General features: G+C 48.5%; 13 protein-coding genes. 12 read left to right on the forward strand and 1 reads right to left on the reverse strand.

Annotated elements, in window-relative coordinates:
• Positions 1-66 precede the first annotated feature (66 nt).
• The 11 genes from DW743_RS17995 to DW743_RS14270 all read left to right on the forward strand — a co-directional run bounded on the left by DW743_RS17995 (position 67) and on the right by DW743_RS14270 (position 11,622).
• Positions 67-231, forward strand: a complete 165-nt coding sequence (locus tag DW743_RS17995; RefSeq protein ID WP_158568578.1) for a hypothetical protein — start codon at positions 67-69, stop codon at positions 229-231.
• Between the two features lie 120 nt (positions 232-351).
• Positions 352-2,013 (forward strand): class I SAM-dependent methyltransferase, encoded by a 1,662-nt coding sequence (locus DW743_RS14225; protein WP_117761975.1) that lies wholly within the window; start codon positions 352-354, stop codon positions 2,011-2,013.
• A 10-nt stretch (positions 2,014-2,023) separates the two neighbouring features.
• A complete protein-coding gene (locus DW743_RS14230) occupies positions 2,024-2,965 on the forward strand; it encodes an ABC transporter permease (protein WP_117761942.1) in 942 nt (313 codons plus the stop codon).
• Positions 2,962-3,768 carry a nickel transporter permease gene (nikC, locus tag DW743_RS14235; RefSeq protein ID WP_117761943.1) on the forward strand — a complete coding sequence of 269 codons (807 nt, stop codon included), beginning with the start codon at positions 2,962-2,964 and terminating at the stop codon, positions 3,766-3,768. Before DW743_RS14230 ends, nikC begins: the two co-directional genes overlap by 4 nt.
• A gap of 36 nt (positions 3,769-3,804) precedes the next feature.
• Positions 3,805-4,641 (forward strand): ABC transporter ATP-binding protein, encoded by an 837-nt coding sequence (locus DW743_RS14240; RefSeq protein WP_117761944.1) that lies wholly within the window; start codon positions 3,805-3,807, stop codon positions 4,639-4,641.
• Complete coding sequence (locus DW743_RS14245; RefSeq protein WP_022461627.1) at positions 4,634-5,401, forward strand: ABC transporter ATP-binding protein; 768 nt, start codon at positions 4,634-4,636, stop codon at positions 5,399-5,401. The genes DW743_RS14240 and DW743_RS14245 overlap by 8 nt, the downstream gene beginning before the upstream one ends.
• A gap of 71 nt (positions 5,402-5,472) precedes the next feature.
• Complete coding sequence (locus DW743_RS14250; RefSeq protein WP_055228099.1) at positions 5,473-7,035, forward strand: ABC transporter substrate-binding protein; 1,563 nt, start codon at positions 5,473-5,475, stop codon at positions 7,033-7,035.
• A gap of 107 nt (positions 7,036-7,142) precedes the next feature.
• On the forward strand, positions 7,143-8,552 hold the full coding sequence (locus tag DW743_RS14255; RefSeq protein WP_117761945.1) for a Sapep family Mn(2+)-dependent dipeptidase: 1,410 nt from the start codon (positions 7,143-7,145) through the stop codon (positions 8,550-8,552).
• Positions 8,553-8,657: 105 nt separating this feature from the next.
• Positions 8,658-9,419, forward strand: coding sequence for a GHKL domain-containing protein (locus tag DW743_RS14260; protein ID WP_117761946.1), 762 nt, complete (start codon positions 8,658-8,660; stop codon positions 9,417-9,419).
• Positions 9,416-10,702: a hypothetical protein gene (locus DW743_RS14265; RefSeq protein WP_117761947.1), complete on the forward strand. Its 1,287-nt coding sequence runs from the start codon at positions 9,416-9,418 to the stop codon at positions 10,700-10,702. Before DW743_RS14260 ends, DW743_RS14265 begins: the two co-directional genes overlap by 4 nt.
• A 203-nt stretch (positions 10,703-10,905) precedes the next feature.
• Complete coding sequence (locus DW743_RS14270; protein WP_117761948.1) at positions 10,906-11,622, forward strand: LytR/AlgR family response regulator transcription factor; 717 nt, start codon at positions 10,906-10,908, stop codon at positions 11,620-11,622.
• A 256-nt stretch (positions 11,623-11,878) separates the two neighbouring features.
• Here the strand turns inward: DW743_RS14270 and DW743_RS14275 are convergent, their stop codons facing one another.
• A complete protein-coding gene (locus DW743_RS14275) occupies positions 11,879-12,241 on the reverse strand; it encodes a helix-turn-helix domain-containing protein (RefSeq protein ID WP_227094231.1) in 363 nt (120 codons plus the stop codon).
• A 158-nt stretch (positions 12,242-12,399) separates the two neighbouring features.
• Here DW743_RS14275 and DW743_RS14280 point away from each other — a divergent pair, with 158 nt between their 5' ends.
• Positions 12,400-13,806: a WG repeat-containing protein gene (locus DW743_RS14280; RefSeq protein ID WP_117761950.1), complete on the forward strand. Its 1,407-nt coding sequence runs from the start codon at positions 12,400-12,402 to the stop codon at positions 13,804-13,806.
• Positions 13,807-13,869 lie beyond the last annotated feature (63 nt).

Below are 13,869 nucleotides of genomic sequence, written 5' to 3' on the forward strand. Positions count from 1 at the left end.
CAGGCACGAATAAGGGAGTTCGGAAACCTGGGAAACACTCACAAGATCCTGACGGACGGTGATGGAATGATCCGTGACATCGGTAACCTCTGCGACCCAGGCGGCATGCGGGATCGTCAGATGTTTCACAATCAAAGGGCCGACCTGCGCGGTATCGCCGTCGGTTGTCTGACGTCCGCAGATAATCAGATCCGCGCCGCCGATCACCTGAATACCCTGCGCCGGCGTTAAGAATATCCCCCGTGGGGGCTTGTGAAAAAGGCCGATTTTTGGTAGAGTAAAGGGATATTTGAGCGGTTGGAGAACGACCGCGCCGGGAAAGTTAAGAAAAAGAAGAAAGAAGCGGAAGATATGGAACAGGAATTATTACAGGAAATTGCCTCCTACTGGGGAACCCGTGCGGAGGGGTATTCTGAGGTCAATGAAAAAGAACTGGCGGGAAGCCAGAGAGAAGCGTGGCTGCATGTATTAGAGGAGCAGTTTCCAGAGAAAAAGAAAGAAGAGATGAAGATTCTCGATATCGGAACCGGCCCGGGATTCTTCCCGATGATTTTGTCGGAGGCAGGTTATACGGTGGCGGCTGTTGACTACACGGAGGAGATGCTGGAAAAGGCGAAAGAGAATCTGGGAAAATATACGAAATACGGTCTGGAGCGCGTGACGCTGCAGCGGATGGATGCACAGAATCTGGAGTTTGCGGATGAGACCTTTGATGTTGTCATTTCCAGAAATCTGACCTGGAATCTGGAAAAGCCGGAGCAGGCATACCAAGAGTGGATGCGTGTCCTGAAACCGGGCGGCGTGTTGCTCAATTTTGATGCGAACTGGTACGGTTATCTCTATGACGAGGAGAAAAAAGAAGCGTACGAGGCAGACCGGAAGAAAGTGGAAGAGCAGCAGCTCGACGACCATTATCTGTGCACGGACATTGACCGCATGGAAAACATTGCGCGTCAGGTGCCGCTCTCTGCGATGGAACGGCCGGCGTGGGATACGAAGGTGCTCGAATCCCTCGGCGTCTGTTCCATCCAGACCGATTCCGAAATCTGGAAGCGCGTCTGGAGCGAGGAAGAGAGACTGAACTATGCATCGACACCGATGTTTCTGGTGCGCGCGGAAAAAAGCGCAGAGCAGCCCTTCCAGCTTGGTGATGTGACCGTCCGCCGCGGCGAAAAATATCAGGGGGTTTCCGAAGACGGCCTCTGGTATCCGGCGGCAAAACCGGGCGATATGGTAACAGAAGGGGGCCCTGTCGTTGCTTACGGAAGAATTGTGCGCGAGCCGGAGTACGACGACCGCAAAGAGCAGATTGTCCATTACTGGGAGAAGCGGAGCGAGAACTTTTTAGAGCAGAGACGCTCCGAACTTGCAAACCCGATTGCGAAGCGCTGGATGAAAGAGATTGAAAAACAGATCCCGGCGGGAAGACGGTTAAAGATCCTTGATGTGGGCTGCGGAGCCGGATTTTTCTCGATCCTGCTGGCAAAAGAGGGCCACGAGGTCTTCGGCATCGACCTGACACCAGAGATGATTGAGAATGCGATCCAGCTCGCCGAAGAAGAGAATGCCGACTGCTGCTTCCAGGTCATGGACGCGGAAAATCCGATGTTTGCGGATGAAACGTTCGATGTTGTCATTTCCCGAAACCTGACGTGGACGCTGCCGAATGCGGAGCATGCTTACGGCGAGTGGATGCGTGTGCTGAAAACGGGCGGTGTGCTGCTGAACTTCGATGCCAATTACGGAAAAGAAGATGTTGCCGATACGAAGGGACTTCCGGAGGCGCATGCCCATTTCAAGGTTGGAAACGAGATGCTCGAAGAGTGCGAACGGATCAAATCACAGCTCCCGATCAGCCGCAAAAACCGGCCGGCGTACGATGTGGCGGTGCTGTGCGAAAACACAGCGGGAGAAATCCGCATTGATACGAGCCTTGGAAAACGCATTTATCTGGAAAAAGACGAGTTCTATAACCCGGCACCGATGTTTTCGATTTGTGCCGTGAAGCAGTAAAGGAGTATTTGTGAAAAAATATTTGTTAAAACGACTGCTTCGCCTGATTCCGGTATTCCTCGGCGTGACGATTCTCGCTTTTCTGCTGACGGGACTTTCCTCGGTCGATGCGGTGGATTTAAAAGAGAGCAGCAGCGGCGGCGTGATGTCGGAGGCGGAAAAAGAAGCGATGCGGGAGGAGCTGGGACTGAATGAGCCGAAAGCTGTCCAGTACCTGCAATGGCTGAAAAACGCCCTGCGCGGTGACTTCGGGGAGTCGTACGTTTCCGGCAAACCGGTGCTTGTAAGCTTCTGCGAAAAACTGCCCGCAACGATTGCACTTGCGGCGCTGGCGCTTGCCATGACGGTCTGTCTTTCGTTTCCGCTCGGTATCTTAAGTGCAAAATATCAGAATACATGGGCGGACCGCAGTATCAGCCTGTTCTGCTTTGCAGGTAATTCGTTTCCGGGGTTTTTCACTGCACTTCTTCTCTTGTATTTCTTTTCGCTGAAATGGAATCTTTTTCCGGTTCTCAGTATGGGAAAGGGATGGAAAAGCTGTGTGCTTCCGGCGGCGACGCTTGCGGTTTCGATGACGGCAAAATACACCCGTCAGGTGCGTTCTGCCGTGCTTGCAGAGCTGGAGCAGGAGTACGTGGCGGGTGCACGGGCACGTGGGTTAAGTGAAAACCGGATTCTGTTTGGAAATGTATTAAAATCCGTGCTGCTTCGGATGGTCACGCTGCTATTCTTATCCGCCGGTTCGCTGCTTGGAGGAACCGCCATCGTTGAGACGATTTTCATGTGGAATGGTGTCGGAAAAATGGCCGTGGATGCCGTTTCCATGCACGATATTCCCGTGATTCAGGCATATCTGGTGTGGATGGCGGCGATCTATCTGCTGCTGCATCTCATTGCTGATCTGCTGATGGGTGCACTGGACCCGCGGGCGAAGCTGGAGGGAATGCGATGAAAAAAGAACAGAAAAGAAAGATCCTTTTTTATGGCATCCTCGCCGGTGCGCTGCTGCTGTTTGCCGCGTGTGCGGCCCATCTGGCACCGTACGATCCGTATGAGCAGAATCTGGAACTGTCCCTTCTTCCGCCGTCCGCGGCGCACTGGATGGGGACGGACCGCTATGGAAGAGATCTGTTTTCAAGGATTCTCTCCGGCGCGCGGGTCAGCATTTTTTCAGCACTTCTTGTCGTTGCGGCAAGCGCTCTGATCGGAACACTCGCCGGAATTTTCAGCGGCTGGCTGGAAGGTAAAACGGATACGGTTCTGATGCAGATCTCCGATATTTTTCTGGCCTTTCCGGGTATGGTATTTGCAATCGCATTTTCCGGCGTTCTGCAGAGCGGCATGACGGGAGCCGTTGTGTCGCTGATCCTTGTTTCCTGGCCGAAATATGCACGGCTTGCGCGGAACCGTGTGCTGGCATTGAAACACATGCCGTTCATCGCGGCGGCGCGCCTTACAGGAAACGGAACATGGAAGATGATCAGACGCCATATTCTGCCGAATCTTGCGGGGCAGACGATTGTCACAGCGGTGCTTGATATCGGAACGATGATGCTGGAAATCGCGGGTCTGTCCTTCCTCGGCCTTGGTGCGGAAGCGCCGTCGGCGGAGTGGGGAGCGATGATGAGCAACGGAAGAAGTATGCTGCAGACCGCGCCCTGGGTCATTCTGGCGCCGGGACTGGCGATTTTTCTGACCGTTCTTGTCTGCAATCTGCTTGGTGAGGCGGTACGGAAAACGGTGGATCAGGGATAAGGGGCAAACGAAAATGGAAACAAAGGGAGCAAAAACATGAGCGAAAAACTGCTGGAAATCAGCGGCCTTTCTGTCTGTTATGAGGGGGAGCAAATTTTAAATAACATCTGTTTTTCCGTCGAAAAAGGAGAAACCGTCGGCATCGCCGGGGAGTCGGGCAGTGGAAAAAGTACCTTGCTGCGAGCGATCCTGCGGCTGATGGGAAAGAATGGTTTCATCACCGGCGGGCAGATCACATTTCGCGGAGAGGAGCTGACGGACATGTCCGAAAAGAAGCTGCGGAGTCTGTGCGGTTCAGAAATTGGTATGATTTTCCAGAATACAGGGGCATCACTCTGTCCGACCCGGAAAATCGGAGCACAGATCTGTGAAAGCGTGCGCGCCCATGAGAAACGCTGCGGATTCATCACCCCGATTTCTGGGGGAATGTCTGGCAGAAAAAGCCGCAGAGAAATCAAAGATATGACGCTCCAGCGATTTGCGGATATGGGGCTTTCGGATGGCGAGACGATCTGGAACAGCTATCCATCGTCGCTCTCCGGCGGCATGAACCAGCGCGTCGGGATTGCGCTCGCAATGCTGCTGCATCCGTCGCTTCTTCTGGCGGACGAGCCGACGAGTGCACTCGATGTGGTTTCGCAGGCGCAGGTGCTGCGGGAGCTTCAGGCGTTGCAGCAGAAAGAGCAGACGGGGATGGTGCTGGTGACGCACAATCTTGCGGTTCTCGAGCAGATGGCAGACAGGGTTGCTGTTTTGAAGGATGGAAACATCGTGGAGCAGGGGGAGACAAGGACGGTTTTCGATCACCCAAAGGACGAATATACAAAAAATCTCCTTGCGGCTGTGCCGGGAAGAGGGAAGAACGATGCATAATCATAACATGCTGGAAGTAAACAACTTAAGCAAAAACTTTGCTGGAACCGGCCGGGAAACGGAATTTGCCGCCGTGGACGGCATCAGCTTCACACTGGATGCGGGTGAATGTCTTGGCCTGATCGGGGAGAGCGGATGCGGAAAAAGCACGACGGCCCGTCTGATCACCGGATTGGTCCAGGCGGATGCAGGCAGCGTTCTGTTGGAAGGCGAGGAAATCCTCGGAAGAAAAGGCAGGCGGCAGCGCGAAGTTTACCGGAAAATACAGATGGTCTTCCAGACCCCGCAGGATTCCTTCGATCCAATGCAGACGCTCGAAACCGGGATTCTGGAAGCTTTTCGGAATCAGGGAATGAGCCGGAAAGAGGCGTGTCTTCATCTGCCGGAGCTGCTGAAAAAAGTGGAACTTAGTTCGGAAACGGCGATGCGCTATCCCCGCGAGACAAGCGGCGGAGAGTGCCAGAGAGCCGCAATTGCGCGGGCTCTTGCTGTGCAGCCGTCTCTTCTGATCTGCGACGAGGCAACGAGTGCGCTCGATGCGGCGGTACAGGCGCAGATCGTTCAACTGCTGAAAAAACTGCAGCGGGAAGAAGGACTTGCGATGCTGTGGATCGGCCACGACCTTGCGCTGGTGCGGGAACTCTGCAGCCGTGTGATTGTCATGCGGCAGGGAAAAATCGTGGAGCAGGGGGAGACGCGGGAGGTATTGGAGTACCCGAAAGAGGAATATACGAAACTGTTGATGGAGTATAGTCTGTGAGAAAACTATTGAAACAGAAAATCAGACAGCGGAAATGGTGGTGCCATTTGCGAAAACAGGAGAAGTACAGAATGCAGAGAAAGAACGGCAGAAGAAAAAAAATTGCATATGTTTTGTGCGGCATTCTGGCGGTGGTACTGTTTTCCGGTTGTCAGAGCACAGCGGCAGATGGTACAGATGAAAAAGTTTTCATATACGGCGACACGACATTCAACGCCGAAAACGACGAGTCCGATGTCAACCCGCACAACGGCTATTCCGGCTGGGCGTGTATCCGCTATGGGATCGGTGAGACGCTGTTTCATTATTCCGATTCTATGGAGATCGAGCCATGGCTGGCAGAAAGCTATGAGATTGTGGACGATACAACATGGCGGATTACACTGCATGAAGGCATCTCCTTTACGAGTGGGCGCACTCTCGACGCAGAGGCGGTCAAAGAATGTCTCGAGGATCTGATCGCAGTACATGACCGTGCACGCGGGGATCTGAAAATTGAGAGCATCAAGGCAGACGGCCTGATCGTAACGATTCACACCGAACAGCCTGTCCCGGCGCTTCTGAATTATCTGTCTGACCCATATGGATGCATCATTGATATGCAGGCAGGTGTGACGGATGACGGCAATGTCGCCGGAACCGGCCCGTACCGCGCAGTACAGGTGGAGACGGATCAGGGACTGACGCTCGTGAAAAATGACAATTACTGGAACGGAACGCCAAAGCTCGACCGGATCGAAGTAAAAACGATCCGCGACGGCGATACGATGACGATGGCGTTACAGTCAGGCGAGCTCGACGCGGCGTACGGCCTGCCGTATTCCAATCTGATCCTGTTCCGCGATGAACCATACACGATTTCTTCGGCGGATACGTCGCGTACCTTCTTCGGACAGTTCAACGGATCATCCGAGGTGCTGCAGGACGACCGCGTGCGCGAGGCAGTCATCGGAGCGATCGACCGGGAGGGCTTTGTGAATACGCTGATGGAAGGAAACGGAAGCGTGGCGGAAGGCCCGTTCCCCTCTTACTTTGCATTCGGCGACAGCAAAGTGCAGGAGGAGTCCTATGATCTTGAGTATTCCAGAGAACTGCTGGCTGAAGCAGGCTGGACCGATGAGGACGGCGACGGCTACGTGGAAAAAGACGGAAAACGCCTGACCATCTGCTGGCTCACGTATCCGAGCCGCCAGGAACTGCCGCTTCTCGCGGAGAGTGCACAGGCATCGCTGAAGAAAATCGGAATCGAAGTACAGATCCAGTGCACGGCAAATCATCTGGAACTGCTGAAAAAAGGAAACTGGGATGTTTATGTCAGCGCATTTGTCAGCGCACCGACGGGCGATCCCGAGTATTTCTTTACAACGCACTGCCTGCAGGATTCCTCCAAGAACCGCGGCGGTTATTACAGTGAGACACTCGAGATGCTGGAGCAGCAGTTAAGCGGCGAGTTTGATACCGAAAAACGAACCGAACTGGCCATCGAGATGACGCAGACGCTGCTGGATGACCACATGTTTTTCTTCGCATCACACCTCAAAATGTCGATGGTATCCGGCGAGGGCGTGACGGGGCTTACGGCGCATCCGTGTGATTATTATGAAATTACAGTCAATTTGGACAAAAACAAATGATTATTTGGAAAAAGAGCAGAAAATGTGGATTTTCTGCTCTTTCTGCGCTATGATAGAAAAAGAACGGCACTGCGACGGTGCCAGAGAAGAGAAAAGGAGAAGTTACGATGCGGAAAGAAGAATTAAGAACATATATTGAAAACCACGAATCCGAGATGATCGAGGATCTGAAAAGCCTGATCCGGATTCCAAGCGAAAAACAGGCGGCAGAGCCAGGCAAACCATTCGGCGCACCGGCGGCAGAAGCACTGGCGCAGGGAATTGAAATTCTGGAAAAATACGGCTTTGCCGTAACCAACTACGACAACTACGCGATTGCAGCTGACTTTAATCAGGAAGAAAAGGGCCTTGATATTCTCGCCCATCTCGATGTCGTACCGGCAGGCGAAGGCTGGCAGGAGACCGATCCATTCACCCCGCTCATCAAAGAAGGAAAAATGTTCGGCCGCGGAACCGCAGACGACAAAGGACCGGCCGTTGCAGCCATCTATGCAATGCGCACTGTCAAAGAACTCGGTTACCCATTAAAGAAAAACGTCCGTCTTGTCCTTGGTTCCGACGAGGAGTGCGGAAGCTCTGACCTCGAATATTATTATAAGAGAGAAGTGGAAGCACCATGCACCTTCTCACCGGATGCCGAATTCCCGGTCATCAACATTGAAAAAGGCGGCATGCGCGGCCACTTCGAAAAAACATCCGATGCCGGAACGACAGGCGTGCGCCTCGTATCCTTACAGGCCGGCACCAAACTGAACGTTGTACCAGGCAAAGCATATGCAGAGCTTGCCGGCATGGCAAAAGAAGACCTGAAAACCTGCGCTGACGAGACTGAGCAGAAGACCGGCGTTTCCTTCGTTCTGGAAGACACCGAAAACGGCAATGTAAAAATCACCGCCTGCGGTGCCTTCGCCCACGCATCCACCCCGGAAATGGGTAACAACGCACTGACCGCACTGCTGCAGCTTCTCGCATCCGTTGGAATGGAAGAGAGTGAACTGAAAAACGACATCAGTTTCCTTGCAAAAGTTTACCCGCACGGCGACGGCAAAGGCGCAGGCCTCGGTGTCGCCATGTCAGATGAAGAGTCCGGCGAGCTCACCTTAAGCCTCGACCTCATGAACTACGACGGCAAAACCTTGACCGGTTCCTACGACTGCCGCGCCCCGATCTGCGCGACAAAAGAAAACCTGTATGATACTGCCGAACAGAATATGAAAAAAGGCGGCTTTTCCATGGAAGGCAGCGCCATGTTCCCGCCACACCACGTTCCGGCAGACAGCCCGTTCGTTCAGACGCTGCTGCAATGCTATACAGACGTCACCGGCAAACCGGGAAAAGCCTTTGCAATCGGCGGCGGAACGTATGTCCATCACCTGAAAAACGGTGTTGCTTTCGGCTGTGCAGACCTTGAAGTTGACAATCGCATGCACGGGGCAGATGAGTTTGTAGAAATCGAATGCCTGAAACAGTGTGTTGTAATCTTTGCAGAGGCGATTCTGCGGATCTGCGGGGAATAAAAATCCCGTCAGTACAAGACGAAATCAGAGTCCTTATGCTGTGAACCATTTTGAGCGGTGTGGGACTCTCTTACCAAAGAAGAAGGAATAGATGAGGGCGGACAAATGAGGGAAACACTGGGAGTTTTGCTGGGATTTTTTCTGGCAGCCGTACTTGGCTATCTGATTTCAGAAATCGCGCAGAAGGAACAGGAGAAAGAAGTTCTGGAAAGCTATATGGATTCCCTTCAGGAGATTTATGAAGTGATCCGGCAGAGAATGGATGTGACGAGAAAATTTCGCCATGATCTTCTGAGCCATGTGCAGACGCTGGAGTATCTGATAGAAAAGCAGAAAAATCCGGATGGGGAGCTTCGAAAATATGCGGATCAGCTGACAGAAACATACCGGAAAATTCAGAAAGGAACCTTCTGCCGGGATGAGATCACAGATGCATTTCTGATGATGGAGAAACAGGTCTGTATAGAAAAAGAGATTCCCTTTCAGATCCAGGTATCGAAAACCTGCATGGAATGGATGATGCCCGTAGAACGAATCGGTTTTTTACATAATTTATTGGATAATGCAATCGAAGCGAACGGAAGAATTCCGGAAAAGGAAAGAAAAGAGCTTTCTTTTTGGATAGAAGAAGATTCCGATTCCTGTACGGTGAAATTGAGAAATGCGCTTGCAAGCAAAGAGGTTTTCAACTTATCAACCTGGAAAACAGATGGAGCAGAACACGGCGTGGGAACCAAAATCATTCGTGCCATTGTTGAAAAATACCACGGAACCAGCAAAACCTTCTGGGATAAAGAAAGACACAGCCTGGAACAGACCATTGTTTTTCCGATCGAACATCCGACAGAAAAGAGGGAAAAAGAATGAAAGATCCTAACCTTAGTGAACTGGTCCGGACCTGTATTCGCTGCTGGCTGTATCTGGTTCCACAGGCGTTTCTTGGCATTCACCTGTTTGACATGTTTATGCGGAGAAAAAACAGCATAAAGCCTCTGATGATCTGGCAGCTTCTGCGGGTATTCTTGATCGGTGGCATCAGCGACATCATTCTGCGGGGATACTATGGAGATGAGAGCTGGTGGGGAATTCTGATGATGTTCTGTTCGGTTGTCATCATGATAGCAAACACCGTTCTCATTTACTACACCTTTGAAGGCAGCCTTCCCAAGGTTGTGCTGGGCGCGATGCTGGCCGATATCGTAACGTCCATGATTCATTATCCGGCAATCTGTATTGTGGATCTTTTGTCAGGGCGCCCGCTCTATATCCTGAAATGCCCGGTAGAACCATGGGATTTACTGATCCCGGTTCTGGAATATCTGTTTTACAGGCTGGAGAAAAAAACAATCCTCCATGTTCTGAGAAGATATAGAGATTTTGAGGCCAGGTACCTGAAAATTATCTGGGTTTTTGTCTATTTTCTTCCGGTTCTATACTATGTGCCGAACGGACTGACGGACATACAGGTGATGTTTCTGGATGATATTCTGATTATTCTGATTATGGTATTCAGCATTTTAAGCATAGTGCAGCGTCAGCGCCGGGTAATGAAGGATTATAAATTTCTTTCCGAACAGCAGAAAATGGCAGAATACCATTACCAGGTTCTGACAGAGCAGATTCCCCGAATGGAACAATATCAGCAGACCATTTCGGAGCAGATGGAAAAAATCATGACCGGAACTGCTGAGATATCCGGGGAGACGCTGAAACAGTATGCGGACAGTCTTAAAGCAATCAGTCATCAGGTGCGGCAGGGGATTTACTGCAAAGATCGAATGACAGATGCGGTTTTGTGCGCATGGAAATCCAATCTGGAGAAGAAGAAAATCGAACTGCATTACGAGATTGAGGGATACGATCGGGGAGAAATCGAAGAACAGGATCTGGCAAAAATCCTGATCGGAATCTTAAACTGGGGAGAAAATCTTGTGAAAAGAGAAGAACACCGGGAAATCCGGCTGAAGATCACAGGGGTGAAAAATCAGCTGATTCTGGAATGCCTGACCTCTTCCGGGCGCCAGAATCCGATGAGCCGGAAGCTGTTTCGCGGACTCGTGAAAAAGTACAATGGAAAAATACAGGAGAAAAAAGAAAAGACCGGGAAATTTGGTCTGACTGTTATTTTGTCCAGGTACGTCAGCCTTTAACCGAATCAAGCAAGTCCCCTGTTTCCATTGCGAAAAGCAATAAGCAGTGGGTGGGGACTTGCTTGTATCAGGAGGAGTGCAAACTCGTTCTGATAAACTGTGGAGCAGTTATTCGGTTATGAGCAAGGAGCGAAGCGGATTGCGAATATCCATTTGACTATGAGAACAGACAAAAACAGAAAGTACGACTGGAGAAAAAAAAGATGGATTTAAGAATAGGAATTTGCGATGACGCGCCGGACTGGCGGGAAAAAACGAGAGAAACCGTGAAACACTGTACAGACCAGATGACAAATAGCGTAGAAATTTATTCCTTTCAGAATGGAAACGAACTGCTGTCAGAAGACCATCCCCCCATGCATATCCTGTTTATGGACATTGAAATGTCGGATGAAAATGGAATTGACCTGGCGATGGAAGTCAACCGGAAATGGCCCAAATGTCAGGTCGTTTACCTGACCAATTACTGGTCCTATGCAATGGAAGTTTACGAGACACGCCATGTCTACTATATAGTAAAAGAAAAATTCGAGGAAAAACTGCCGGGTGTGCTGGAAAAGGCGATAGAACAGCTGCGGAAACAGAACAGAAGAGTTGTTCTCCAGTGCCACGGAGGTGTAAAAGCAAGTCTGAAGCTGGATGACATTCTGTATTTTGAACGGGACCGGAGAGTCACCTATGTGATTACAAAGGAAAAAGAATATACGGTGGACGAGAAAATCCCGGAAATCGAAGAGCGAATCGCGAGCGATGATTTTGTAAGATGCCATACCAGCTTTCTGGTCAATTTTTCCTATGTGAAGGAATGCACGAAGAAGAAAATGCTGCTGGAGAACGGGAAAATTGTGGATATCAGCAGGAGCTACTGGAAAAAGACGGAAGAGGTGTATGTGGAATGGGTGAAGAGGTGGGCGAGGTAGAAACAGAATAGGGATAGAAAAGAGGAAAAATACTGCACGGGAATGGTGTGGTATTTTTTTTTGTTGCAGAAAAATGGGAGCGAATATGGAAAAAATGCAGAAAAATGCTGATTATTACGAAAAAAGTGCAGATTGTGCAGCGAGTATAGGAAAAAATATGAGATATGATACAATTTTTCTTATGAGAACCGAAAAAAATCTCATGTAATATACAAAAAAGATATTACATGAGAATTGAGAGAACTATCAAAATTATTTACAAATTTTTCTCCAAATCATTCATCTCCTGCTGTTTGAGAAGCAGATCCAGCATTTGATTTACAGTCAACAGCGTGGAGGTATTACAACGGCTGAGTTTTTCCGCAATTTCTTCATCAATCAGGCGATCACGCTTGGCATATTGGGTATCAAGAAGAAAATAATCAAGATCCTGATCCAGAGCAAGCGCCAGTTTGGAGAGCATGGAAAGAGAAACTTTTGTCTGTGCGGTTTCGATGTGACTAATATGGTTATTCGAACAGCCGACCAAGCCTCCAAGCTCTGCCTGACTGAGCTTCTTTTGCAGACGTGCAGTGCGGATGCGTTGTCCGACGGTTTTATAGTTGATTTCCGGCTGCATGAGTAAAACCTCCACAATTAATGTAATTTATATATTATAAAAGTATAAAAAATATACAACAACCAACTATAGATGCATATTGCATTGATAAATATAATGTGTTAAAATTTTATAAATAAAATCGAAAATAAGAATTATTTGTAGAGAGGAGAAAAAATATGAAAAAAAGAATACTGGTATTGATACTCGCTTTAACCATACCATTTTCTGTAATGGGCTGTGGAAGGAAGGAAGAAAAAGTTAGTATAAGCGATAGCGTGGAGGCTACAGACAGTGGAAGCGTGGAGAAAGAGCAGACAGAAGAAGTCGATAACAGCCTGGAAAGTACAGAAACAGTATCAGATGAAAACATAGAAGAGATGCCGGAAGCAGAGATGGAAAACAATATGGCAGGTTTTTCAATCAGCGGATATACGTATGAGAGTGGAGGGGCTGCCGCAAATGGTTATTATATTGTAGAATCAAGCAAATCGTCTTTGTATGGACTGGTAGATGCAGAAGGAAACTTTGTGATACCGGCAGAGTATGATGAGATGGAATTTGCAGGAAGGACAGAAGATCGAATAGAAGTTATTGTCAAAATGGAAGGAAAATATGGCGTATATGATAATAAGAATCAGAAAGTGATTCCTATGGAATACGATTTGATAAGAACTGGTAAGATCAATTATCTGGTAACAAAAGATAAAACGCAAAGTGTATGGGATTTTAATGGAAACTGTATAAAAGAATTGAACGATTATGGCTATGATAGTGTGATCGGAGATTTGTATCTTAAAAAAATTAGTTTGTCAGAAGGAATAAGGTATTTCGATATGAATGAAAACATAACGGATGCAGATTCTATAGAGTATAATTCGGAAACAGGAATTTACAATATCTTAAAATATTCAGAAGATCCTGAGCAGCAGGAAACATATCAGTTAATAGACGAAAACGGTGAGATCGTATATGAAGTAACGAACCGTGAAAGTGATGAGAAAGCATATATTATATCGTCGTTAAGCAAGAACATGATTAAGATCGCACGAAGTGTATTTTTTTATAATTCATTATACACAGATGGTCCTGCGTATTTCTATAATTTAAAAGAACAAAAACAAATAGATACATCGTATACATCTATTTATGGAATTGCGAATCATGAATTTTTAGGGAAAAGAGAAGATGGTATTGATATTTATGACGAAGATGGAAATAAAATACACTCTTTTGATTTAAGTGACTATGAATCTATTCAATATGAATATGATAGTTCACTTATTGTGGTTCAATATGGAGAAACCTGGCGAGTATATGATGAAGACGGAAATGATTTAATGGGAGAAAGATTTCAAGATGTCAGATTCATTGGTGAATTTTTAGAATTGAAAAATATGGATGGTGAATGCGGCGTGATCGATGAAAAAGGAAATGTAGTGATCCCTTTTGGCGACTTGTACGAAGTGGATTATGATGAGACATATCAGGGTGAAGAGATAAAGGCAATGAGCGCTGTTGCAGGAAAGTTATATGTTGTGACAGAAAAAACTCGTGATGATTTATTGAATCTGCATATTTTTTAAACAAGCAATAGAATTTTGAGTTCTGCTGAGAAAGAAAAGGCAGAAGAAACAAGGAAGAGTTTG

This window comes from Blautia sp. AM28-27 (genome assembly GCF_003480905.1).
GTDB classification, from domain to species: Bacteria; Bacillota; Clostridia; order Lachnospirales; family Lachnospiraceae; genus Fusicatenibacter; species Fusicatenibacter saccharivorans.